The sequence below is a fragment of the Francisella hispaniensis FSC454 genome (assembly GCF_001885235.1).
GTDB lineage: Bacteria > Pseudomonadota > Gammaproteobacteria > Francisellales > Francisellaceae > Francisella > Francisella hispaniensis.
Genome location: NZ_CP018093.1, coordinates 1404836 through 1429838, shown reverse-complemented (window position 1 = coordinate 1429838; position 25003 = coordinate 1404836). Strand labels below are relative to the sequence as shown.

Genomic DNA, 25003 nt, shown 5'->3' with positions numbered 1-25003 from the left:
AACAAGCTAGGTTGGCTATATTTTAGAGATTATTTTTAGAATTTAAATGATTTTTTGATACTAATTTTGCTGAAATATTTGTAGTATTTTTCTCTTTTAAAATATCGAATCCTTCAAGACTATATTCAGCTGTTTTTTCAGTCTCAATATATATTAATGTTTGATTTAAGATATATGGATTTTCTAGTATTGATTTTAGTACTAGTGGAACAATATCCTTATTAAAAGGTGGATCTAAAAAGATAATTAAGCGTGAACTTGGGATATTTAAATTAGCGAGAGCTCGGATGCTATCTGTTTTATATATTTCAAAATTCTCTATAGCGAGAGTTTTAAGATTTTCTTTAATTTGTAGTAGTGCTTTGAAATTAAGTTCATAAAAAATTGCTTTAGCAGCTCCACGTGAGATACTTTCTATCCCTAAACTACCGCTACCAGCAAAAGCATCGATACAAATACTATCATGGATAAATGGACTTAACCAATTAAAAATCGTTTCTTTTAGTTGATCAGATGTTGGTCGTAAACCATTGGTGTTTGGAAATTTCAACCTACGATTTTTGTATTTACCAGCAATCACACGGATAGAATTGGTTTTCACTTATTCAACATCCCCGATCATTACCGTTATGACTTTATTAGTTTGTACTGCTAAGAAAGCCTGATGTATCTCTTCGGCTGTAACACTACAGATATTCTCAACATAATTATCAAAGAAATCTAAAGGTAGATTTTTGTTTGCTATAGATGAGAGCATATTTAGTTTAGAACTATTTTTGACACAGCTAAGTAAATGAGTACCTTCAATGTGTTTTTTAGAGTTTGCCAAAGTTTGTTTATCTATAGCGGTGCTAATAAAGTCATTATAAACATCGTTTATAGTTGCTAGAGCTAAAGAGGGGTTACTAGTTTGTGCAGATATTACAAAACTGCCATAATCTGGGTTGACGTTTGCTGTACTACCAATATTATAAACTAAACCAAGTTCTTCACGAACTTTATTAAAAAGTAAAGAGTTAAGACCGCCACCACCGAGTATCTCATTACCAAGTTTCAATGGGAAATACAATCGATCTTCAATGTCTATAAGTAGCTGATGTCCTAGCAAAATCGCTGTTTGTTTACTTGGAAAGCTTTTTTTTATAGTTAATTCCTCATTTGCTTGTTGAGAGAATTTTTGAGTATTTTGTTGACCTTTTGCCAAAAAGCTCACTAGCTGCTTAGAGATATTTTCTGCTTGAGTCTGATTTATCGCACCGACAAGACAGATATTTGCATTATCAGCGCAAATATATCTATCAAAGAATTTTTCGATATCTTTAGTATCAATGTCACTAATAGTTTCTTTATAGCCTATAGTAGGGTAACTATATGGGTTATTGCTAAAGAGATTTTTTGAGAATTCTAGTGATGCTAAGTAGTTAGGCTGTTGGTTTAAATAATCAATATGTGTTAATGTTTGGATTCTTTCCCTTTCTAAAATATTAGAATCAAAACTAGGTATTGTGAAAATTTCTTCTAATATCTTAAGAGTATTGGTAATAATATTACTATCATTAAGAAGACGTATTTTGATATTAAAAAACTCTTTAGTAGTTTCAGCGTGAATTGATATTCCGCTATCGGTAATTTTATTTATCAGTTCTTGCTCACTAGAATTTTGTGTCTTTGTTGCAAACATACCTACAGCTAAATCAGCTAAACCACTTAGCTTACCATCAAAAGCTGATCCTGCTCTGAAATTAAGCTGAATATCTAACATTGGTAAGTTTTGCGATTCTTGAAAATATATGGGTGTATTATCAATATTAAATTTATAGATCATGATTTTTTAATCCCTTAATAAATGTAGAGATGTAAGATTTTGTTTATCAAAATATCTATCAAGTACACGATTAACATCACTAACTGTTACATCGTAAAGTTTCTCAAGGTATTTATAGTAGTCAACATCTAGGTTAATACTGGCTAAAGAGCCTATCAGATTTGCTTGAGTTTCTAGAGAATCCATCGCAAATACCTTATCGGCTTTGATAGTTACTTTTGCTCGATTTAGCTGTTCTGTAGTAATACCTTTATTTCTAAGTTTAGTTACAATGGTTTCTATTTTATCTTGAATAATATCTAGCTCTTGGGCATGATTTGCTATAGCTGTAATTGTGAAAACTTCTTCACCTTTTATAAATGGCGAATACTCACTATCAATATGGCAACATAGATTTTCTTCTCTTACTAACTGTTGCTGTAGTATTGATGCATCAGCATTTCCAAGAATATTATTAAGAACTAGTAGCGCAAACGGATCATTATCTTGATAACCTGTCGTTAAAGAAGGTGTAATATATCCTAATATTATTGCAGCAGTATCATTTGGAGATTTTTTTACTTTTAAATGTCTATGACCAATATTAATTAAGCTTGGTTCTTTTTTTGGAGCTATTAGTTGAGATTTTGGGATACTAGCAAAATAATCGTTAGCCATTGACAGTGCTGAAGCTGTATCAATGTCTCCAACTAAAACAATACTTGAATTATTTGGAGCATAATTTTGTTGATACCATTTTTTGAGACTATTAAGAGTATAGTTTTCAATATCTTCACGCCAGCCGATAACAGGAGTATGACGCGAGTTTTTTTGATACGCAAGTTGCATAAATTGCTCAAAAGCATAACTGAAAGCTTTATCATCAACACGTAAGTTTCTTTCTTCTAAAACTACCTTTCTTTCAGGAATAAACTCATTTTCATCAAACAATAAATTAGTCATTCGTGAAGATTCTATAGATAAGCTTAGTTCGAGATTTTTCTTATGCCAAAATTGGTAGTATGCAGTGTAGTCAAAGCTTGTGAATGCATTTTGAATACCGCCATTATTTTCAACTATGCTATTCAAGTCATCTTTTGAATATTTATCTGTACCTTTAAACATCATATGCTCAAGCATGTGAGATATGCCTGTAAGTTTTTCAGGCTCGTATGTTGAGCCGACTTTGTACCATATTTGTGCTAAAACTACAGGTGCTCTTATATCTTTTTTATATAGATATCTAAATCATTATTTAGGGAAAATTTTTCGATATTCATATTATTTTTATGTTTCTTTTGATTTTATAAATAAATATATTAACAATATTAGCGCTATAACAGTTGGTCCTGCAGCGCCAAGTATTGGTGGTAAATGTAAAATTAATGCAATAGGACCAAATATTTGGTTTATGATAAAAAATGCAAAACCAAAAAATGCTCCAAGTAAAAGCTTAAGTATCAGTGTTGATGATCTTGTCGAACCAATACTAAGAGGCACTGAAAGTAGGATTAATATCATCAAAGCTAATGGTTGAAAAACTTCTTGCCAAAATTTTAAAGATATCGAATCTTTAGCTTGGCTATTCGAAAGCATATAGCTGGTAAGTTGAGAGAAGTTTAAATAATCATTATCATTTATAGTGATTACTTTAGCTACTGAAATAGGTATAGGGTTTGACCATACAGCATTAGTCATATTTGTAACTATATCAATATGTTTTTGACCATCGTTAGAAGGAAAGATAATTTTACTTATGTTAAAAACATTAGCTGAAGCGTCGTTAATGTAAGTTGCGCTTTCTGCATAACGGATTTCTCTAACCTTATTATCTTGCACCATAAACTTTCTAATCCCATAAGCTTTACCTTTAGTAGGTTCTATATTAGCAATATTCATAAAACCATCAGGAGTTTTAAACCATAGATCATGAGTATTATATGTAACCATATTAGTATCTACTTGGCGTTGTAAAATTGGGGCTATATAGCCACCAAAAACTATAGTTGTTATAGAGCCAATAATACCAACTAAGACTACGCCCTTAGCAATTTGAGCTGTAGAACGTCCAAAAGATCTAAGTACAATTATCTCTGAATTATTTGCAAGAAGACTCAAGCCCATAAGAGCGCCAACCATAGCACATGCAGGTAGTAGTGTATATAAGATACCTGGAAGTTGAATTAGTGTATTTATGATAAGTTCAAAATTACTTACATTAGCGGTATTGTTACTTACTTGAGCTAAGTATGTAAAGATAAAAAATAAAATACAAAAAATTATACTAACTATAAGAAAGCTGCTAAATACGGTCTTAAAAATATAACGATCAATTCTATTTAATAACATTATTTTTCCCTCTTAGAAGATCCATTATCTTTTCTAATTGTTCTAACAGCAAAAATTATAAAAAAGATATGAGGTAGCCAAAAACCTATCCATACAGGCATACTACCAGTTGCCATAAGAGTATTAATAAACATATTTGTACATAAGTATATAGCTAATACGACTACTGATGGTAAAAGCTTGGCATATTTATTTTGTCTTGGTCGTAGACGACAAAGAGCTAGAGCTAAAAGTGAAGATACTATCACTGATATTGCGTTATTAATACGTCCAAAAAATTCCGCTTTAAATGCGGTACCATTATCTTTATCATTAAAATTTTCTATAAGCGTGTGCATATATAGTCTATCTACTCTATCATGATTATAATCACGATCAGAATTATCAAATATCGTATATATAGCTTTTTTAGCATTATCGTGACTATACTCAGAATTTTGGGAATTTTTTGTATAAATATTCACATCCATAAAATCTATATAAGCAGCGGTTTTATCAGAGACAATTTTTGCAGTTGGTGCAGTCATAACTTTATACTCGCCATCTTGTGGAGTATTTTGATATAAAAAAACGTCTGACAAAGTATTTCCTGATTTATTACTGATATAAATGATTTTACCATCAGGAGCTTTAATTATTTTCTTATCAGTTATCGATGATAAGAGAGCTTTCGCAGATAAGGATGCTCTGTAAATATCCAGAGTTTGTTTTGAAAGAGGATTTAAATACATCACTGTTATAAGTGTTATTATAGTCAATGCAACTACAGGTTTTAAAGTATTTTTGACTATTTGCATCCATGTGATACCACCAGCAAGAGTCACAAACATTTCATTGTTAGCGAAGTATTTACCAAAACAAATAATAATCGCCAGAAATATTGCGATAGGAGCAACTAAGCTTACATTTTCTGGTATTGTTAATATGACAAACTTAGCAATTGAATCGATTCCTAAACCTTGTGAATAGGCTTCTTGGAAGAGTCTAATTAGTAGATTAGCTGATACTATAGATATTATAAATAATGTGATAGATGTAAAGGTATTAACTATATCTTTATTGTAATATTTTTCAAGAATCAAGGTATGCCACTATGTATTTATAATAATAACGCTACTAGCAATTTTATATTTTTTATTAGTAAAAGTCAGTAGATAACATTACTAGCTTTTAAATTTAATGCGTTAAAATGTCTTTTTTGTTATTATATTTGGGAAATCATTATTAATAGATCTAATGGAGCTTTAATGAAAATAGTTGTTAATAACCAATCGACATTAGCTGCTGAGCTAATGATAGTTGCTCAAGAAAACTTACAAAAGCTAGTTGAGCAAACAAAATGCCCAAATTCAAAAACATTGCTTGTTAGAAATGTTTTTAAAGCAAAATCTGGCGAAGTTTTGCCTTTATTACATGGTGATAAAGTAGTTATTCTTTTAGGTTTAGGTTTAAGGCAGGATTTTATTGCTTCAGAGTATGACAAAATCATTGCTAAAGCAGCAGAACAGCTCAAAAAGTTAGCTATCAAAGAAATTTCTGTAGATATTGATTATGCGTTTGAAAATGGTAATGCTAAGCAGTTTACTTTAGATACAGTTAGAGCTTTAATATCTGAAACTTATGTTTTTGATCAATTAAAAACCGAGAAAGAAAACTACTCGTTAGAACAAATTGAATTAGTTTACTCAGGTGATCAGGATATAGAAGACTCAGCAAAAATAGGTTCAGCTATTGCTTGTGGTCAAAATTATGCAAAGGACTTGCAAAATCTTCCAGCAAATATATGTACTACTGATTATATGCTAAACGAAGCAAGAGAGCTAACATCAAAATATGCAACATTTAGCCTTGATTACCTTGATCAAGATGCTATGGCAGAGTTGGGTATGGGATGTGCTTTAGCTGTAGGTCGTGGTTCTGATATGTCTAATTATACTGTGTGTATGGAGTATAAGGGTAGTAATGAAGGCGATGCTCCTATAGTCTTAGTCGGTAAAGGCTTAGTTTTTGATAATGGAGGCATTTGTATCAAACAAGCAGCTGGTATGGATTCGATGAAAATGGATATGGGCGGTGCTGCAACTGTAATGGGAACTATGAAAGCTATAGCAATGCTAAATCTACCAATAAACGTTGTTGGAGTTATGGGACTTGCAGAAAATGCCATTGATGCAAGGTCTTATCGACCTGGTGATGTGCTAAAGAGTATGAAAGGTATCACTGTTGAGGTTAGTAATACAGATGCTGAAGGTAGGCTAGTTTTGTGTGATACACTCACTTATATTGGTAAATATAAGCCTAAGGCAGTGATTGATTTAGCAACGTTAACTGGTGCTATGATTATCTCTTTAGGAGATGCCTACTCTGGGATGTTTGCTAATAGTGATAAGTTAGCTAATAGCCTTGAACAAGCAGCTAATGCTTCTAATGATTTAATTTGGAGATTACCTTTACATAAACCATATCTTAAAAAAATAGAAAGTAAAGTTGCTGATATGGATAATTGTGGTCGTGATAGGTCTGCAGGTTCAATAGTTGCTGCATTATTTTTATCAAAATTTACTGAAGATTACGAGTGGGCGCACCTTGATATTGCTGGTTCTGCAATGGGAGATTTTGCAAGCTGTAAAGCCTCAGGTAGGCCTGTTCCGTTATTAGTTCATTATCTGATATCTCAAGCGAAATAATAAATTCTAATACTTATTCCTAGCATATTTTTACTTATATGATAAAATAGTTCTGTAATTAAATTCATACTCTTTAGATTTTAATTACGGAGATTAAAAATGTTAAGAATTACCCAACAAGCAATCACTTTTGATGATGTATTGCTCTCGCCTAGATATTCAAATGTTCTTCCTCATCAAGTTGATTTGAAGACCAATATAACTAGAGATATTCAGTTAAATATTCCTTTAGTATCTGCAGCTATGGATACAGTTACTGAGTCACGCTTGGCTATTGCAATAGCCCAAGAAGGTGGTATTGGTATTATTCATAAGAATATGTCTATCCAAGCTCAAGCACAAGAAGTTAAAAAGGTAAAAAGATTTGAAAACGGGATGGTGATTGATCCGATTACCATTAAACAACAAAGCTCAATTAAAGAGATTATGCAACTGGCAAAAGAACATAACTTTTCCGGTTTCCCTGTTGTTGACGATAATAATAAAATTATAGGTATTGTCACAAGGCGTGATTTTAGATTTGCAAAAGATTTAGATGAGCCTGTTAGCTCTATTATGACACCTAAAGAAAAGCTTGTAACAGTACCTGAGGATGCTTCTCAAGGAGCGATTAAAAAGAAACTTCATGAGCATAAAATTGAGAAGTTACTTGTAGTTAATGAACAAGGCGAGTTAGTTGGTCTTATTACAACTAAAGATATCGAAAGATCACAAAATAAACCAAATGCTTGTAAAGATTCTCTTGGTCGTTTGAGAGTTGGCGCTGCTGTAGGAACTGCTGCTAATACTAAAGAGCGTGTTGCAGCATTAGCAGCTGAGGGAGTCGATATTATCGTTGTAGATACAGCTCATGGACATTCACAAGGTGTACTAGATACGGTTAAGTGGGTCAAAGAGAATTATCCACATATTCAGGTTATCGGTGGTAATATCGCTACAGCAGAAGCGGCTAAAGACCTTGTTAAAGCTGGTGCGGATGCTGTTAAAGTCGGTATTGGACCTGGTTCAATCTGTACTACCAGAATTGTTGCTGGTGTTGGTGTACCACAAATTACTGCGATAGCTAATGTTGCTGAGGCATTAAAGGGAACTGGAGTACCTGTGATAGCAGATGGTGGTATTAGATATTCTGGAGATATTGCAAAAGCTATAGTTGCTGGAGCATCTGTAGTTATGATTGGTGGGCTTTTTGCAGGTACTGAAGAGTCACCAGGAGAAGTAGAACTTTTCCAAGGTCGCTCTTATAAGTCATATCGTGGTATGGGTTCTCTTGGTGCAATGGAGAAAGGTTCATCTGATAGATATTTCCAAAGTGAAACAGAAGCAAAAAAATTTGTACCAGAAGGTGTTGAAGGTAGAGTGCCATACAAAGGTTTATTATCAGCAGTAATTCATCAGTTAATTGGTGGTTTGAAATCTAGTATGGGCTATACTGGCTCAAAAGATATCCAAATAATGCGAACAGAACCAACATTTGTACAGATTACAGGTGCTGGATTTAATGAATCGCATGTACATAACGTCACGATTACTAAAGAGCCACCTAATTATCAGTCTTAAAACCTCTTAATTATCATTTTAATAAGTTATAATCTATTAAATTTTACTTAATATTTAACACCTCAATGTCTGAAGCAATACTTTTTCTAAATGGTAGAGTGGATCTGTTATTTTGTGAGAAATATATCGAAGATAATTTTGCAAAACTTGATATATTTTGTGCTGATGGAGCTTATCAAAAAGTTAAAGAATCATTACATTTAAACTCAAAAATAAAAAAAGTAATTGGAGATTTTGACTCATTTGTTGTATCAGAAAGTGATTTGTTTTTAACTGATACTGATCAATATTCGACTGATTTTGAGAAATCTCTTAATTATTTGATTTCTCTTGGAATTTCAAAGGTCTTTGTATTTGGTGCTTCTGAAGGCGAGATGGATCATTTTTTATGTAATATCAGCATTGCTAAAAACTATAAGCAAAAGATAGAGATTGAGTTTATAGATATTTATTCAAGGTATTTTTTTATACCTAAAAAGTTTGCTGTAAGCGGTGTTGTTGGTAAGATGTTTTCTGTTATGCCTTTTGGATATGCAGAGAATATATATTATAATGGTTTAAGGTATCCTTTAAGCGGCGAGAGCTTAAGTATAGATACTACTACAGGCGCAAGAAATTATGCTACAGAGGATAAGGTTGAAATATCTTATTCAGGTGGAGATATTTTATTGTTTATATCACATGCAAAATATAAGGATAGATTAAATGCTATTTTGTGATGATTCTAAAAAATATTTAAAAGAGCAAAATATAAGCTTTAAAAATGAGTTTAGTAAAGATGATAAAAGAGTTGAGAAGTTCTCTCTAAAACATCAAAATATATATTTTGATTATTCAAAAAATCTTATTAATGATTATATTTTAAAATCTCTTTTAGAGTCTGTAGAAAAATCTAACCTTAAAGATAAAATTAAACAGATGTTTAGTGGTGCAAAGATTAATTCTACTGAGCATAGGGCTGTATTACATACAGCATTACGTGATTTATCTGGTACGCCATTAGTTGTTGATGGACAGGATATTCGTCAAGAAGTAATAAAAGAAAAGCAGCGTGTAAAAGACCTTGTTGAAAAAGTAGTGTCTGGTCAGTGGCGCGGTTTCTCTGGTAAAAAAATTACTGATATAATAAATATTGGGATTGGTGGTTCAGATCTTGGTCCTAAAATGGTAGTTAGAGCATTGCAGCCTTATCATTCTACAGGTTTAAAAGTTCACTTTGTTTCAAATGTTGATGCTGACTCGCTATTACAAGCATTACATGTTGTTGATCCTGAGACTACCTTGTTTATCATAGCTTCAAAATCATTCTCAACTGAGGAAACTTTACTAAATTCTATTTCAGCTAGAGAGTGGCTATTAGATCATTATGAGGATGAAAAAGCTGTAGCTAATCATTTTGTTGCGATATCGAGTAAACTGGATAAGGTTAAGGAATTTGGTATAGATTTAGAGCATTGTTATAAAATGTGGGACTGGGTTGGCGGTCGCTATTCATTATGGTCGTCAATCGGTATGTCGATAGCTTTTGCTATAGGCTATGATAATTTTGAGAAATTACTAGCTGGAGCTTACTCTGTAGATAAACATTTCAAAGAAACTGAATTTGCTAAAAATATTCCCGTGATTATGGCATTACTAGCAAGTTATTATAATTGCGCGTATAATAGCCAGTCACAAGCTTTACTTCCTTATGACGAGAGACTTTGCTATTTTGTTGATTATCTTCAGCAAGCAGATATGGAAAGTAATGGTAAATCAGTAAATGTTGCTGGTAAAACTGTCAATTATCAAACTGGAGTTGTACTTTGGGGTGGTGTTGGTACTAACGGTCAGCATGCTTTTCATCAACTTTTACATCAAGGTAATGTTTTTATACCAGTTGATTTTATTGCTGTTGCAACTAGTCATCATAGCTATGATAATCACCAACAAGCTTTACTTGCTAACTGTTTTGCACAGTCACAAGCACTAATGTTTGGACAATCATATGATATGGTTTATAATGAGCTGTTAAAATCTGGTTTAAGCGAGATTCAAGCAAAAGAGCTTGCGGTTCATAAGGTTATACCAGGTAACAGACCAAGTACTACGATTTTACTTGATGAGCTAAGTCCATATAGTCTTGGTGCCTTGATTGCTATGTATGAGCATAAGATATTTGTGCAGGGTGTGTTATGGGATATCAATAGCTATGATCAATGGGGGGTTGAGCTTGGTAAGAAACTTGGTAAGAACATACTAAAAGCTATGAATGATGATTCATCTATTGAGTATCAAAACTTAGATGAATCAACTAGACAGCTAATAGCAAAGGTAATAAATAAATAGATGATTATAAGTAAAAATAAAGGCTTCTCATTAGTTGAGACTATGGTTGTTATTGCTATCATGACTATACTTATGATGGCTGCAATTAGCTCGTTTACTTTTTACTATAAGACATTTGCTGAAACACGCTTAACTAATTTACAAAAGTTAATAGAATATGGTGTTATTAAAGCTCGTACTGATAGTAAAACTGTTGTTGTATGCGCAGCGACACCAGATAGTTTTGATGGAACTGGCAAGTTAGATGAAAATAGTTTTGCATGTGAAAATTCAACTTCATGGGGTGACGATCCTATCGTAGCATTTGAAAGCGCTGATGGAACTGATATTTATAATCCCGAGGATACAATAATAGCTAATATGCCACAAGGACATGGTGAGCATATCTATATTAATCTAGCAGGAAACCCTAGTTCTATAAGGATTAATCCAAATGGATTTATGGCAACTGGCAATGGTAATATCACATATTGTGACAGATCAAACAAGTATCAGGCCGCGTTGATTACAAATCTAGTTGGTAGGGTAGTATATACTGATAGTCCTACTAAAGATGGTGGTGGATTATATACCTGCGAATAGTTTTATGTTTTGTTATAAAAGGAGAATATAATAATGGCAAATGATAGAGTACCTATGACTCCAGCAGGAGAACAAGCTTTAAGGGCTGAGTTAGAAAAGCTAAAAAAAATAGAAAGACCAGCAATTATTGAAGCTATAGCAGAAGCTCGTGATCATGGCGATCTAAAAGAAAATGCTGAATACCATGCTGCTAGAGAAAGACAAGGTATAATCGAAGGTAGAATTAAAGATATCGAGTCAAAGTTATCTAATGCTCAAGTGATTGATGTTACAAAAATTCAAGCAAATGGTATGGTAATATTTGGAGCTACAGTTACAATTATGAATGTTGATACTGAAGAAGAGACCATTTATAAAATAGTCGGTGAAGATGAGGCTGATATAGATAATAATAAAATATCTGTTGCTGCACCTTTAGCTCGTGCTTTAATAAAAAAAGAAGAAGGCGATGAGGTTAGTTTAGATACACCTAAAGGTAAAGTTACATACGAAATCGTAGCTGTAGAATATAAATAACCTAAAAACCTAATCTATATTTCTTTACAAGAATTTTTATGAAAAAAATTATCATCAAGGGCGCAAAAACCCATAACCTAAAAAATATTGATGTTGAGATACCACGAGATAAGCTAACTGTTATCACAGGATTAAGCGGCTCTGGTAAATCATCATTAGCTTTCGATACTTTATATGCTGAAGGCCAAAGAAGGTATGTTGAGTCATTATCTTCATATGCAAGGCAATTTTTATCAATGATGGATAAACCAGATGTTGAACATATAGAAGGACTTTCACCAGCTATTTCAATAGATCAAAAGACAACATCTCATAATCCAAGATCTACGGTTGGAACTGTAACAGAGATATACGATTATCTGCGAGTATTTTTTGCGCGAGCTGGTACACCAAAATGTCCCATACACCAAATAGAACTGAAGGCTCAAACTATTAGCCAAATAGTTGATAAAATTTTGGAGTTTGATGAAGATTCAAGATTGATGATATTAGCGCCAATTATTTCTCAAAAAAAAGGTACACATCATACTTTGCTAGATAAGATATTAGCACAAGGGTATATTCGCGTGCGTATAAACGGTGAGTTTTATAACCTTGATGAAGATTATCCGGAATTAGATCGTTATAAAAAACATAATATTGATGTAGTAGTTGATAGATTTAAACCCAAAAAAGATAACGAGCAACGTATTGCTGAATCAATAGAAACAACTTTAGATCTAGGCAATGGTATTGTCAAATTAGCAGATATGGCGAATCAAACTGGAGATGATATCTTATTTTCATCAAAACATGCTTGTCCTTTATGCGATTTTGCACTTAAAGAATTATCACCAAGAATTTTCTCTTTTAATAGTCCATTGGGTGCTTGCAGTAGTTGTGATGGGCTAGGAGTTAAAGAGTTTTTTGATGAGCAAAAGGTTATTATAGATCCATCAATTTCACTTAAGCATGGTGCTATAGCTAAGTGGAATAAAACTAATCAATACTATTTTTCTCAATTAGAGTCTTTAGCAACGCACTATAAATTTTCTTTAGATGAGCAATTTGAGAAGCTACCTAAGAAAATTCAAGAAATAATTTTATATGGTTCTGGTGACGAAGCTATCGTAATGAGTGTTGATTCTATCAGAGGGGGTAGACAAACGCGTATTAAACCTTTTGAAGGTGTTATACCTCATTTTGAACGCAGATATTATGAGTCTGATTCAGATATGGTCAAAAAAGATCTTTATGAGCTTATGAGTAACCTTGAATGTAAGTCTTGTAATGGTGCGCGAATTAATGAATACGCACGCAATATATTTATTACTGATAAGAATATAGCTGATGTTTGTGCTTTGCCTATTGATGAGTTATTAAAGTGGTTAGATAGTCTAAAGTTTGTCGGTCAACAACAAGTTATCGCAGAGAATTTACTCAAAGAGATCAAACTAAGAGTAGAGTTTTTGGCAAATGTTGGACTAGAGTATTTAAGCTTAGCAAGACAGGCTGATACTCTCTCTGGTGGTGAGGCTCAGCGTATTCGTTTAGCAAGTCAGATAGGCGCTGGTCTTGTTGGTGTGATGTATATATTAGATGAGCCATCGATTGGTCTTCATCAAAGGGATAATCAACGTTTGCTTGATGCTTTGCATAATCTTAAAAATCTAGGTAATACTGTAATTGTTGTTGAGCATGATGAGGATGCAATTCGCCAAGCAGACTATATAATTGATATGGGACCAATGGCAGGTGTACATGGTGGTGAGGTGGTTGCTGCTGGTAGTTATGAAACTATACTCAAGAGTAAAAAGTCTTTAACGGCAGATTATTTAAGTGGTCGTAGAAAAATTGAAGTTCCTAAAACTAGACTAAAAGCTAGTAAAAATCGTTATCTAGAAATAAATGGTGCAGTTGGTAATAACCTTCAAGGAGATAATCTTAAAATCCCTCTTGGTGCATTGACATGTGTGACAGGTGTCTCAGGATCAGGTAAATCAACGCTTATAAATAGAACACTATATCCTTTGGCATCTCGGTTGTTAAACAGAAGTACTTTAGTGCCAATGCCGTATAGCTCACATAAAGGGTTTAATCACCTTGATAAGGTTATAGACATAGATCAATCACCGATTGGTAGAACTCCACGTTCAAATCCAGCAACTTATACAGGAGTTTTTACACCTATACGTGAACTATTTGCTGCAACATCAGAAGCTCGAGCTAGGGGATATAGTGCTGGAAGATTTAGCTTTAATGTTCGTGGTGGAAGATGTGAAGCATGTCAAGGTGATGGTGTTATAAAAGTAGAGATGCATTTTCTAGCAGATGTATATGTTGCTTGTGATGTTTGTCAAGGTAAGCGCTATAATCGTGAAACTTTAGCAGTGCAATACAAAGGCAAAAATATTTACGAAGTATTAGAAATGACTGTTGAAGAGGCGCTTGAATTTTATGATGCAGTACCAAGTATTAAGACTAAGCTTGAAGCTTTGATGAATGTTGGGCTGTCGTATATTAAGCTAGGTCAAAGTGCAACAACTCTCTCTGGCGGTGAAGCTCAAAGAGTTAAATTAGCAAAAGAATTATCGAAACGTTCAACTGGTAAAACCTTATATATATTAGATGAGCCAACTACTGGTTTACATTTTTATGATATTCATCAACTTCTAAAAGTAATCATGGATCTGCGTGATAGAGGTAATACTGTAGTGATCATTGAGCATAATTTAGATGTGATAAAAATGGCAGATTGGCTTGTTGATCTAGGTCCAGAAGGTGGTGGTAAAGGGGGACAGATAATCTTTGAAGGAACTCCAGAAGATATCGTTAAGTGTAAAAAATCATATACTGGTAAGTACATTAAAGATTTACTCTAGCTGAACTAAGATATTGGTACACTATTTAAATTATTGGGCCTATAAAATATTACATAAATTAAAATCACTAAAAGCCCGATAGAGTATGTAAATTGAACTGCTGCAAAAGCTGATAGTGATATTATGGAATCGAAATTAATATGACTAATTCCTGAAAAAGTAGCCAGAACTATTCCAACCCAAGAAATAGCAAATGCATTTGTGAGTTGGATTATCGAACTATTTATGACAGTTGCTGCGCTCATATAATTATCATTTTGTATAGAGTTATATATCCCAGCATTACTAATCATTGTGAACATCCCAAAGCAAAAACCAAGCATACTCAATAGTATCGCGAAAATTAACAAGTTAAAATGAATAAAAACCCAGCCAATACCTAAATATGTAGTTGACATTAGACATAGGCAAATAATAAAAAACTTATAAAAGTGTAGTCTAGCTAAAACTTGTTTTACAAACTTTTTAACAAACCAAGCGGGGATCAAAAAGAACATTAAGAATAACCCTGATTCAAAAGCACTAAAGCCTTGCTTGGTTTGTAGATATAGTGGAAAAATAAACGACATCCCCATTACTAAAAGTCTTGAGGTTGAACTAATTATAGTAAAATACCTAAAACAACGATTATTAAAAATAGTTAAGTTAATAACAGCATTATCTTTCAAACGCTGAGCATGGCGTATGTATATACCAAAAAGGAAAACTGCAGAGATAAGTAGCAACCATTTTATATGAGCAAGGTGAGTATCTATCAGTAAGTCTATAAAAAACAATATTAGTGCGATAGATGTACCAATAATGATAAAGCCTTTGAAATCAAATTTTTGTAATGTGAGAGAAGTAATGTTAGGTAGATATAGATAGATCAAAGTTATAGCTATTACACCAATTGGGACATTGATGAAAAAAATCATTCTCCAGCCAATATGAGTAGTAATCGCTCCTCCAAATAAAGGTCCAAGCATTGGTCCTAACGCTGCTATTACAGCAACTATCGACATTGCTGTGAGTACATCATTTTTGTAGATTCTAACCATTGCTAAACGGGCAACAGGTGCGGTAAAAGCACCAAAAGCACCTTGAATAGCTCTAAAGATAACCAGGCTAATAAGATTAGTCGATAGCCCACATGCTATAGATGAGAGCATAAAGCCAGTGATTGAGAGTAGTAATAGATTTTTGCTGCCAATTTTATCTGATATCCATCCAGATGCTGGAATAAATAATCCCAAAGCAAGCAAATAAACAGTAATTGCTACTTTTAGAGTTATAGCATTTACATGTAAGTCATTTGCTATTTGTGGTAGTGCAGTGTTTAGTGCAGAACCATCAATTAGTTCAATAAGCATAACTAAACCTATTGTATAGGCGGCTATTTTATTCTTGTCCATTTTTTAATTTTGATCCAATATAATTTGTATGGAGATAAACAAAATATAAGTAAGTAATATAAAAGAGTATTATCGCTTATATTGCGCTATAATTATAAGATTATTATACAATTATTTTGCAAAACGACTAGCTAATAATGAATTTTTTTACTATAGTATATTAGTTAAAATTTAGTATTAAGCTTCATAAGGAAGAAAGGGTTAAATAAATATATGGCACAAAATAATGATAATAAAAATAATATGATTAAAAATATTATTTTTTGGATTTTAATCATTGGTGGGATGCTACTGCTTTTCAATGGTATTAATGATACAAATGGATCATCTAAAAGTATAAATTATTCGACGTTTATCTCTAAATTAAAAGATAATCAAATTAGCCTTGTAAATGTCGATGGTAGAACTATCACAGGTAAAACTAACGAGGGCGAGAGTTTTGTAACCTATGCACCATTACTAGATGGTAGTTTAGTTAATAAATTAGAAGATAGTAACGCTATAGTCAAAGCAAAAGCTCCAGAAAAACCTAATATATTTTTGGCATTCTTGCTTAACTGGTTACCAATGCTACTAATCTTTGGCTTTTTCATTTATATGATGGTAAAAGCCGGTGGTGGAAGCAAAGGTGGTCCATTCTCTGTTGGTAAGAGTAAAGCAAAGTTACTTGGTGAAGATGAGATTAAGGTAACATTAGATGATGTTGCTGGTGTTGATGAAGCTAAGGAGGAAGTCGCTGAGATAGTTGATTTCTTACGTGAGCCAAAAAAATATGAAAAGATTGGCGGTAAGATTCCTAAAGGGGTGTTAATGGTAGGTCCTCCAGGTACCGGTAAGACATTATTAGCTAGAGCTATTGCAGGTGAAGCAAAAGTACCATTTTTCTCAATTTCAGGTTCTGACTTTGTTGAGATGTTTGTTGGTGTTGGTGCGTCGCGTGTTCGTGATATGTTTGAACAAGCTAAAAAGAAAGCTCCTTGCTTAGTTTTTATTGATGAAATAGATGCAGTAGGTCGTCATCGTGGCTCAGGTATGGGTGGCGGTAATGATGAGAGAGAACAAACTCTTAACCAAATGCTCGTTGAGATGGATGGCTTTGCTGATAACGAAGGTGTAATAGTAATAGCTGCTACTAATAGACCAGATGTTTTAGATAGAGCATTACTAAGACCAGGTAGATTTGATAGGCAGGTTACAGTTGGTTTACCAACAGTAAAAGGGCGTGAGGCAATACTAAAAGTTCATATGAAGAAAGTTGCTTTAGGTGAAGATGTTCGTGCTGATTGGATAGCAAGAGGCACGCCAGGATTTTCTGGGGCAGAACTTGCAAACCTTGTTAATGAGGCGGCTTTATTTGCTGCAAGAGAGTCTAAAGATAAAGTTTCAATGGCTGATTTTGAAAAGGCTAAAGATAAAATCCTAATGGGCTCCGAAAGAAGAAGTATGGCAATGACTGAAAAAGAGAAAAAGCTTACAGCTTACCATGAAGCAGGTCATGCTATTATTGGTCGTTTAATGCCAGAGCATGATCCGGTTTATAAAGTAAGTATAATACCTAGAGGTAGAGCACTTGGTGTTACAATGTATATGCCTGAGGGCGATACTGTTAGCCAAAGTAGACTAGTATTGCGTGGACGTTTATGTAGTATTTTTGGTGGTAGAATAGCAGAAGAGCTTATTTTTGGTTATGATCATGTAACTACTGGCGCTTCTAATGATATTCAAGTAGCTACTGATATTGCACGTAATTATGTTGCTCGTTGGGGATTATCTGATGCTATGGGAACTATGCTGTATGATGTTGAAGATGAAGGACCTTTTGGTGGTAGTGGTGGTAAATCTGTTAAACTTTCAGACTCTACTATCAGAGAAGTAGATACTGAAGTACGTAAACTAATAACTACAAGTTATGTTAAGGCTAAACAATTGCTAGAAGAGAATATTGATATCCTTCATGCTATGGCTGATGCATTGATGAAATATGAAACTATAGATGCGTTACAAGTTGATGACCTAATGGCTAGACGTCCAGTACGTGAGCCAGGTGAATATGGTGATAGTTATAAACCAAAAGATATCGGTAAGATTATAGCTCCATTAGCACCTAATGGAGATGAATCAGAAGTAGCTGATGATTCTAACTCTAAAGAAGATATTTAATTGTTAATATTAAAAAGTTCTTATTGAACTATCGTATCCAAGTAAGTATATTTGAGTACATCAATTTTTTGTCTTAATTGATTTTATTTTGTTGTTATCTTAATGTAAGCTATTTATTTAGCTAGTTTGCATTATACTAAGATAGTTAATGTTATAAAAAGTTATAAAGCTAAGATTTTTGTTTAAATTATGCTAATATAACCTCAAAGAACTTAATAAATAAAAGGAAAAGATATGTCGTTACCTACTCCTCATATAGAAACATTAAGAAAAGACGAATTTGCAAAAACAGTAATTATGCCAGGCGATCCACTAAGAGCTAAATATATTGCTGATAACTATCTAGAAAACGTTGTTAGAGTGAATGCTGTTAGAAACATGTTTGGCTATACAGGCACTTACAAGGGTAAGAAAGTTAGTGTTATGGGATCTGGTATGGGCATGCCAAGTATGGGTATCTATGCTTATGAACTTTTTAAATATTATGATGTCGATAATATCATTAGAGTTGGCTCAGCTGGATCATACAAAGCTGAATTTAAAGTTTATGATGTAGTTCTTATTGAAGAGAGCTATTGTGAATCTAATTTTATTGAGATTGTTACAGGAAGTAAAGCTAGTGATGTAAGGTCTTCAGAAGAGCTTAATAAAGAACTTATAGCATCTGCAAAAAGACAAGATATCGAGCTTAAGAAAGCAAAAGCACATTGCACAGATGTTTTTTATAGAAAAAATTCTGATGATTATAAAAAAATAGTCAAAAAGTACAACTGTGATTTAGTTGAGATGGAGACTGCAGCTTTATTCGCTACTGCAGCTGAGTTAGGTAAAAAAGCTTCTGCAGTTGTAACTATTTCTGATAGCTTTATAACTGGTGAATCTACTACAGCTCAACAAAGAGAACAATCTTTCACAAATATGATGGAAGTTGCCTTAGGCACAATCAAAGAAAACTAATCAAACTTTTTTGTTTTAATCTCTACAAAGTTGTTTTTTAATTTTATCTAATGCTTGTTTAGCAATTTCATTATTTACAGAAGAGTTTGTTTTATTAACGTTTTGTGTGTAATCTATAATTATTTCTATCTTCTCAAGCTTAGAAAATAGCTTATTTTGTCTTAGTTGTGTAACAAATTGGTGATGAAGTTCTTTAAGTTTTGATTTCAGAATTTCTTTATCACTATATACAATTATTTTAGTAGGAGAATAAAAAACTATTTGCGTATCTTTTAAATATGGTAAATCAAGCTTGTATAGCTCTTTGTTAGCAACCTCGATAGTTGTTTTAAGCTGAGCTGCTTTAGATATAAGTTGTTTGCTAGCATATGTTGTATTGGTTATTTTCTTTCTCGTTGTATGTGAGGGGATATTAGCAACTTTTTCTGGAAAGATTTTTATAGTCATTTTTTAATATATACTCTCTGCATCATTTAGTTGAGAATAGAATATTTCTACAGCTTTGTCTATAGCAGTTAATCTTCCTTGCTTTGAGCAAGCTTTAATAGTATATTGTTTCGGTGATAATTGATTAGATGAGTCATCTAATGCTTGAAGTTCGATTTTTGTTTCAATGCAATACTCATTATTATTAAATTTATTGTCATAATCTTTAAGTTTTAGCGTTATATTTATATTAGCCAAATCTTTTTTATTTGTAATATTATAGTTATTTACTTGCAAAAATTTTTCTAGCGAATTATAAAAAAAACCACTATTTTGTTTATCAACATATATTTGTAAACCTCTTTTGAGATTTAAGAGCTCATTATCAATTTGGTTTAGTATCTCAATTTGGCTATTAATGTTGCTATCAGGTGCTAAGATTATTAATGTTCTTAAGCTACTATTTGTAAGTTGTATGTTTTTAGTGACTTGCTGAGCTATAGCAAATCTATAAAGTGAACTTTTATTATTTGTTGTTGTAAGTAACTGATGAGCTTGATTAATATTGCTGCTAATAAGTTCTTTTAAATCATCTATAGTTTGTGATTTATTGGTTTGAACTTCGATATAGTATATTTGGTTAAACTCTGCCTGATTGATTACCTTATATTTTGGGATAGTTATTTGTGCGGTTGTTGTAGTGATTTGTTGAGTTAGTTTTTGAGAAACTTTGTCATTAGTAGTAACATTTGTAAAGTTAGTTGTTGTTGATACTGTAACTTGAAGCCTTTGAACCATATCAGCTAGGGCATTTTGAGTTGCTTGTTTGAGAGTTTTTGCGGCACCAAAACCATATAAAAATTGATCTGTATTTGGTTGACCTGAACTAAACCAAACTGGTACGGTATCATTTGTAGTATCTTTTAGTGATTGTTGGTTTATTACAATTTGATTCTTTATATTTTTGCTATTTTTATGTACGTCAGTAGAGCAATTAGATATTGCTAGACCAAATATTATTATAGATAGTAACTTTAAGTAGAAATGTCTCATTCTGATGAGTTGAAATATAATTCTTATAATTAATAGCTCTATCTTAATTTAAATTTCTTATAAACTCTATATAATGTATCTTCAGAGTATTATATTTATATAAATTATATAAAAAAGTCGGTTAATAAGGGATGTTAAGTTTAGTACAGAAAATAATAGGTAGTCGTAACGAAAGATTTATAAAAAAAGTTTCTAAAATAGTTCAAAAAATTAACTCTTTAGAGTCTGAGTTTGAGAAACTTAGTGATGAGCAGTTAAAAGCAAAAACTCTTGAATATCGCCAAAGACTTGCAAATGGTGAAATATTAGATAATCTTTTGCCAGAAGCTTTTGCAACTGTTAGAGAAGCTGCAAGACGTACCAAAAATATGCGTCATTATGATGTTCAGCTGATAGGTGGTATAGTTCTTCATCAAGGTAAAGTTGCTGAGATGAGAACAGGTGAGGGTAAAACTTTAGTTGCTACGTTACCAGCTTATTTAAACGCCTTGACTGGTAATGGTGTACATGTGATTACAGTTAATGATTACCTTGCCAAGCGTGATGCTGAGCTGATGAGTGATATTTATGAGTTTTTAGGCATGTCTGTTGGTGTAATAGTTGCTGATTTAAATCCTCAGCAACGCAAAGAAGCTTATGCATGCGATATCACTTATGGGACAAACAATGAATTTGGCTTTGATTACCTAAGAGATAATATGGCTTATGAAAAAGAGCAGCAAGTCCAAAGAAGTCGTAACTATGTAATTATAGATGAGGTTGACTCTATTTTAATTGATGAGGCGAGAACTCCGCTTATCATATCAGGTGCATCAGACGATAGTTCAGAGATGTATAATCTTTTCAATAGATTAGTTCCTTACTTAGAGAAGCAAGAAAAAGAACAAGTTGAAGATGAACAAGAACAAAAAGATTTTTATGTTGATGAGAAATCCAAAAATGCTTATCTAACTGAAAAAGGTTATGCAAAAATTGAGAATATGCTCAAAAAAGAAGGCATTCTTGAAGAAGATGATAACCTTTATAGTCCTCACAATATTACGAAAATGCATTATTTAAATGCATGTCTAAGAGCTCACTCGCTGTATCAGCTTAATATTGATTATATTGTGCGTGATCAGGAAATTGTTATTATTGATGAAAGTACTGGTAGAGCGATGCCAGGGCGTAGATGGTCAGATGGTTTGCATCAGGCAATAGAGGCTAAAGAGGGCGTCAAAATTAATGCTGAAAATCAGACGATGGCTTCTATTACATTCCAGAATTTCTTTAAATTATATAACAAAATTGCTGGTATGACTGGTACTGCTGATACTGAGGCATTTGAGCTTCACTCTATCTATGGTTTAGAGGTAATTATTATACCGACTAATAAACCAATGATTAGAAAAGATCATCATGATGAAATATATGGTAGTGTTAGAGAGAAATTTGATGCGATAGTTGAAGATATTAAAGAGAGAATCTCAAAAGGACAGCCTGTATTAGTTGGTACAGCATCTATTGAAGCATCTGAAGTATTATCAACGTTGTTGAAAAGGAAAAAAATTAAACATAATGTCTTGAATGCCAAACAACATGAGAAGGAAGCTAGCATTATTGCAATGGCTGGTTATCCTGGTAATGTGACAATTGCAACAAATATGGCAGGTCGTGGTACTGATATTATTTTAGGAGGTAATCTAGAAGTTGAAATAGCTCAGCTTGAAGATCCTACACCAGAGTCTATCGCTCAAATAAAGGCAGAATGGCTAAAGCGTAATGAGGCTGTTAAAAATGCTGGTGGATTATGTATTATTGGTTCTGAAAGACATGATTCACGCAGGATCGATAATCAGCTAAGAGGTCGTGCTGCTCGTCAGGGTGATCCAGGTGAGAGTAAATTCTATCTATCAATGGATGATAACCTTTTACGTATTTTTGCTTCTCAAAGTATGGCTGAGAGAGTCAAAAGAGGTCTAAAAGGTGGTGAATCATTAGCTTTTGGTTTTATGTCAAAAGTTATATCAAAAGCTCAAGGTAAAGTTGAGAGCTATCATTTTGATATTCGTAAAAACTTACTAGAGTATGATAATGTTGTGAATACACAACGTAAAGTTATTTATGAGCAAAGACAAGCATTTTTAGATTCTGGTGATGTTAGTGAAATTCTTGCTGATATTCGTATTGATGTGGCGGAACAATTGTTTCATGACTACGTGCCAGCTGGTTCTATGCATGAATTGTGGGATCTTGAAGGCTTAGAGAAAGCACTTAAATCTGACTTTATGATTGAGGTTGATCTACAGAAGCTTTATGAAGAAGATGATAATTTAGGAGAAGAAGATCTTAAAAAGTTTGTCAGAGAAGCTATAGAAATTGAATTTGCTGAAAAAACTAAAAATTTAGACCCAGGCGCTGTGAGACAATTTGAGAAATTCTCATTATTACAGTCTCTTGATAGTCATTGGCGCGAGCATTTGAGTTCGATAGATCACCTACGTAATAGTATTAACTTACGTGGTTATGCTCAAAAAGATCCTAAGAATGAATATAAGAAAGAAGCCTTTGAGCTCTTTTCAAGTATGCTTGATAACTTTAAGTATGAGGTTATATCTTCACTTGCTAAGATTAGAATTGCTACTGAAGAAGAAACGCAAAGAGCTCAGCAAGAATGGCAAGAGTCTATGAGTGATATTAAAGCTGAACATGAAAGTGTCATTGATAACAATCAAAGACATGATGAGGATGAGCAAGAAGAGGCTCCAAAAGTTCAGCAAGTCAGAAGAGAAGGCCCAAAAGTTAAAAGAAATGATCCTTGTCCTTGTGGCTCTGGCAAGAAGTATAAACAATGTCATGGTAAGGTTGAGTAATATGAATGTACAAGAGATAGTAATGGATTTACTTGGTAGATATGATGATTTAGTAATTCATAATACTTACGGAGAGATCGCTATCATGCTCAACCCTAATAATCAGCTTGCTAAAGGTAAGTATTTTAGTACTATAAAAGGCTATGATGGACCAAATGATAAATCTTCTAATCTTAACCGAGATACTAAAACATTTCGTTTAAATCTTAAAATATCAAAACAAAGATTTTTAGAAATTTTTAATCAATCTAAGCTCCCCGAAAGACCATCAAAAGGTGGGGTTGTTTGTCTGGAAGGTAGTGCTTTTGACTTTTCTCAAGAAGATAAAATATTACCTCATCCTGTATATGGCTGGATTAGTTGGGTTAGTATAGTTAATCCTACACAAGAAACCTTTGATTATCTATTATCACAAGGTTTTTTTGATGATGCATATAGTCATGCAAAATCATTACTTAATTAAATTCCAATTATGAATAGTAAAAATCGTTGCTTTGGTAATAAACCTAATCAAGAGCTATATGCAAAATATCATGATAATGAATGGGGTATTCCTAAATATGATGATAATGAGCTTTTTGAATTATTGATATTAGAAGGAGCTCAAGCTGGTCTTAATTGGGAAACTATTCTAAAAAAGCGGCAAGGTTATCGTGATGCTTTTTATAATTTTGATCCTATTAAAGTTGCAAGTATGTTAGATTTTGAACTTGAAGCTCTTCGAGACAATCCAAATATTATACGTAATAAATTAAAAATCTATTCTGTTAGAAAAAATGCTCAAGTATTTCTTCAAATTCAAAAAGAGTTTGGTAGCTTTAGTGATTATCTATGGGAATTTGTTAATTTTAAGCAGATTAAGAATAGTTGGAAATTTCACACTGAAGTTCCAACGGCAACACCCATTAGTGAGAAAATTTCAAAAGATCTTAAAAAAAGAGGAATGAGCTTTGTTGGACCAACTATTATTTATGCTTATATGCAAGCTGCTGGATTAGTTAATGATCATCTGGTTGATTGTTGGTGCTATACTGGGATATAAAAAATACATTTATAAAATTTGAATGAAAGATTTAGCTTATAAATTACTCAATTGGAACAGAGAATATTTAATATAAATAGTGATTTAATAATCGATAAAATATCAGAAGTATTTGCTGAAAGATTTGATGTTTTTGCAAACGGTCGAAGTTATCTAAATGTTGATCATAAAACATATTTTGATTTTCTATGTAGATTTAAAGAAACTATAGCGGAAATTGACTATAGAGTTATTGATATTATTGTAGATAATAAATCAGTAATATTACCTATGGTTGCAGAAGTTACTCGTGTAGATGAAACTATTGATATCTTTGAAGCAATGCTTTGGTTAAAATACGATGATGAAAATAAGATAGTTTTATGGCATGAGATTTATACACAAAAATAATAGCTACACTGGAATTGGGGGCTTGTGATTTTTTGGTTTTTT

The 25003-nt window shown here is 32.8% G+C and carries 20 protein-coding genes and 1 pseudogene; 13 read left to right on the top strand and 8 right to left on the bottom strand.

The genetic code is table 11. The features are described 5' to 3' along the window. Positions 1–22 precede the first annotated feature (22 nt). The 5 genes and pseudogenes from rsmD to lptF form a co-directional block, all read right to left on the bottom strand. A complete protein-coding gene (gene rsmD, locus FSC454_RS07040) occupies positions 23–601 on the bottom strand; it encodes a 16S rRNA (guanine(966)-N(2))-methyltransferase RsmD (protein ID WP_066047097.1) in 579 nt (192 codons plus the stop codon). Beyond that, positions 602–1825: a M16 family metallopeptidase gene (locus FSC454_RS07035; RefSeq protein ID WP_066047100.1), complete on the bottom strand. Its 1224-nt coding sequence runs from the start codon at positions 1823–1825 to the stop codon at positions 602–604. Positions 1826–1831: 6 nt separating this feature from the next. Next, positions 1832–3084: pseudogene (locus FSC454_RS07030) on the bottom strand (M16 family metallopeptidase). A gap of 7 nt (positions 3085–3091) precedes the next feature. Continuing rightward, a complete protein-coding gene (lptG, locus tag FSC454_RS07025; RefSeq protein ID WP_044247265.1) occupies positions 3092–4153 on the bottom strand; it encodes an LPS export ABC transporter permease LptG in 1062 nt (353 codons plus the stop codon). Next, positions 4153–5235 carry an LPS export ABC transporter permease LptF gene (lptF, locus tag FSC454_RS07020; RefSeq protein ID WP_066047105.1) on the bottom strand — a complete coding sequence of 361 codons (1083 nt, stop codon included), beginning with the start codon at positions 5233–5235 and terminating at the stop codon, positions 4153–4155. The genes lptG and lptF overlap by 1 nt, the downstream gene beginning before the upstream one ends. A 165-nt stretch (positions 5236–5400) precedes the next feature. Here lptF and FSC454_RS07015 point away from each other — a divergent pair, with 165 nt between their 5' ends. The 7 genes from FSC454_RS07015 (at position 5401) to uvrA (ending at position 14687) form a co-directional block, all read left to right on the top strand. Continuing rightward, the gene (locus FSC454_RS07015) at positions 5401–6840 is read left to right on the top strand and encodes a leucyl aminopeptidase (protein WP_066047107.1); all 1440 of its coding nucleotides are present in this window, start codon (positions 5401–5403) and stop codon (positions 6838–6840) included. A 99-nt stretch (positions 6841–6939) separates the two neighbouring features. Next, on the top strand, positions 6940–8400 hold the full coding sequence (gene guaB, locus FSC454_RS07010; protein ID WP_066047110.1) for an IMP dehydrogenase: 1461 nt from the start codon (positions 6940–6942) through the stop codon (positions 8398–8400). Between the two features lie 65 nt (positions 8401–8465). Continuing rightward, positions 8466–9119, top strand: a complete 654-nt coding sequence (locus tag FSC454_RS07005; protein ID WP_066047113.1) for a thiamine diphosphokinase — start codon at positions 8466–8468, stop codon at positions 9117–9119. After that, on the top strand, positions 9106–10728 hold the full coding sequence (pgi, locus tag FSC454_RS07000; protein ID WP_066047116.1) for a glucose-6-phosphate isomerase: 1623 nt from the start codon (positions 9106–9108) through the stop codon (positions 10726–10728). Before FSC454_RS07005 ends, pgi begins: the two co-directional genes overlap by 14 nt. Further along, positions 10729–11310: a pilus assembly FimT family protein gene (locus FSC454_RS06995; RefSeq protein WP_066047119.1), complete on the top strand. Its 582-nt coding sequence runs from the start codon at positions 10729–10731 to the stop codon at positions 11308–11310. A 33-nt stretch (positions 11311–11343) separates the two neighbouring features. After that, positions 11344–11826, top strand: a complete 483-nt coding sequence (gene greA, locus FSC454_RS06990; RefSeq protein ID WP_014547925.1) for a transcription elongation factor GreA — start codon at positions 11344–11346, stop codon at positions 11824–11826. A gap of 38 nt (positions 11827–11864) precedes the next feature. Next, positions 11865–14687: an excinuclease ABC subunit UvrA gene (gene uvrA, locus FSC454_RS06985; RefSeq protein ID WP_066047122.1), complete on the top strand. Its 2823-nt coding sequence runs from the start codon at positions 11865–11867 to the stop codon at positions 14685–14687. Positions 14688–14692: 5 nt separating this feature from the next. Here the strand turns inward: uvrA and FSC454_RS06980 are convergent, their stop codons facing one another. Next, a complete protein-coding gene (locus FSC454_RS06980) occupies positions 14693–16081 on the bottom strand; it encodes an MFS transporter (protein ID WP_066047124.1) in 1389 nt (462 codons plus the stop codon). Positions 16082–16294: 213 nt separating this feature from the next. On the opposite strand from FSC454_RS06980, the gene ftsH reads away from it, so the two are divergent. Further along, positions 16295–18241, top strand: a complete 1947-nt coding sequence (gene ftsH, locus FSC454_RS06975; RefSeq protein WP_066047126.1) for an ATP-dependent zinc metalloprotease FtsH — start codon at positions 16295–16297, stop codon at positions 18239–18241. Between the two features lie 234 nt (positions 18242–18475). Continuing rightward, complete coding sequence (deoD, locus tag FSC454_RS06970; RefSeq protein ID WP_066047129.1) at positions 18476–19198, top strand: purine-nucleoside phosphorylase; 723 nt, start codon at positions 18476–18478, stop codon at positions 19196–19198. A 15-nt stretch (positions 19199–19213) separates the two neighbouring features. Here deoD and FSC454_RS06965 read toward each other — a convergent pair whose 3' ends face one another. Both FSC454_RS06965 and FSC454_RS06960 read right to left on the bottom strand, forming a co-directional pair. Beyond that, positions 19214–19645 (bottom strand): hypothetical protein, encoded by a 432-nt coding sequence (locus tag FSC454_RS06965; protein WP_014547930.1) that lies wholly within the window; start codon positions 19643–19645, stop codon positions 19214–19216. Between the two features lie 3 nt (positions 19646–19648). Next, positions 19649–20677: an LPP20 family lipoprotein gene (locus FSC454_RS06960; protein WP_066047131.1), complete on the bottom strand. Its 1029-nt coding sequence runs from the start codon at positions 20675–20677 to the stop codon at positions 19649–19651. A gap of 131 nt (positions 20678–20808) precedes the next feature. Between FSC454_RS06960 and secA the strand changes: the two genes are divergently transcribed. The 4 genes from secA to FSC454_RS06940 are packed head-to-tail and all read left to right on the top strand — an operon-like array spanning position 20809 to position 24961. After that, on the top strand, positions 20809–23529 hold the full coding sequence (gene secA, locus FSC454_RS06955) for a preprotein translocase subunit SecA (protein ID WP_071794818.1): 2721 nt from the start codon (positions 20809–20811) through the stop codon (positions 23527–23529). 1 nt (position 23530) lies between these two features. Next, the gene (locus FSC454_RS06950; RefSeq protein ID WP_066047136.1) at positions 23531–23992 is read left to right on the top strand and encodes a DUF6194 family protein; all 462 of its coding nucleotides are present in this window, start codon (positions 23531–23533) and stop codon (positions 23990–23992) included. Between the two features lie 9 nt (positions 23993–24001). After that, a complete protein-coding gene (locus FSC454_RS06945) occupies positions 24002–24571 on the top strand; it encodes a DNA-3-methyladenine glycosylase I (protein WP_066047139.1) in 570 nt (189 codons plus the stop codon). A 51-nt stretch (positions 24572–24622) separates the two neighbouring features. After that, entirely contained in the window at positions 24623–24961 is a 339-nt protein-coding gene (locus FSC454_RS06940; RefSeq protein ID WP_066047142.1) for a hypothetical protein, read from the top strand. The last annotated feature ends 42 nt before the right edge of the window (positions 24962–25003 follow it).

What these genes read in the sequence shown, in the direction of transcription:
- FSC454_RS06965 (WP_014547930.1), bottom strand. Translation starts at nt 19,645, where the DNA reads ATGACTATAAAAATCTTTCCAGAAAAAGTTGCTAATATCCCCTCACAT.
- greA (WP_014547925.1), top strand. Translation starts at nt 11,344, where the DNA reads ATGGCAAATGATAGAGTACCTATGACTCCAGCAGGAGAACAAGCTTTA.
- FSC454_RS06980 (WP_066047124.1), bottom strand. Translation starts at nt 16,081, where the DNA reads ATGGACAAGAATAAAATAGCCGCCTATACAATAGGTTTAGTTATGCTT.
- FSC454_RS07005 (WP_066047113.1), top strand. Translation starts at nt 8,466, where the DNA reads ATGTCTGAAGCAATACTTTTTCTAAATGGTAGAGTGGATCTGTTATTT.
- FSC454_RS07035 (WP_066047100.1), bottom strand. Translation starts at nt 1,825, where the DNA reads ATGATCTATAAATTTAATATTGATAATACACCCATATATTTTCAAGAA.
- FSC454_RS06960 (WP_066047131.1), bottom strand. Translation starts at nt 20,677, where the DNA reads ATGAGACATTTCTACTTAAAGTTACTATCTATAATAATATTTGGTCTA.
- guaB (WP_066047110.1), top strand. Translation starts at nt 6,940, where the DNA reads ATGTTAAGAATTACCCAACAAGCAATCACTTTTGATGATGTATTGCTC.
- ftsH (WP_066047126.1), top strand. Translation starts at nt 16,295, where the DNA reads ATGGCACAAAATAATGATAATAAAAATAATATGATTAAAAATATTATT.
- lptG (WP_044247265.1), bottom strand. Translation starts at nt 4,153, where the DNA reads ATGTTATTAAATAGAATTGATCGTTATATTTTTAAGACCGTATTTAGC.
- pgi (WP_066047116.1), top strand. Translation starts at nt 9,106, where the DNA reads ATGCTATTTTGTGATGATTCTAAAAAATATTTAAAAGAGCAAAATATA.
- FSC454_RS06945 (WP_066047139.1), top strand. Translation starts at nt 24,002, where the DNA reads ATGAATAGTAAAAATCGTTGCTTTGGTAATAAACCTAATCAAGAGCTA.
- uvrA (WP_066047122.1), top strand. Translation starts at nt 11,865, where the DNA reads ATGAAAAAAATTATCATCAAGGGCGCAAAAACCCATAACCTAAAAAAT.
- FSC454_RS06950 (WP_066047136.1), top strand. Translation starts at nt 23,531, where the DNA reads ATGAATGTACAAGAGATAGTAATGGATTTACTTGGTAGATATGATGAT.
- deoD (WP_066047129.1), top strand. Translation starts at nt 18,476, where the DNA reads ATGTCGTTACCTACTCCTCATATAGAAACATTAAGAAAAGACGAATTT.
- FSC454_RS06995 (WP_066047119.1), top strand. Translation starts at nt 10,729, where the DNA reads ATGATTATAAGTAAAAATAAAGGCTTCTCATTAGTTGAGACTATGGTT.
- secA (WP_071794818.1), top strand. Translation starts at nt 20,809, where the DNA reads ATGTTAAGTTTAGTACAGAAAATAATAGGTAGTCGTAACGAAAGATTT.
- FSC454_RS07015 (WP_066047107.1), top strand. Translation starts at nt 5,401, where the DNA reads ATGAAAATAGTTGTTAATAACCAATCGACATTAGCTGCTGAGCTAATG.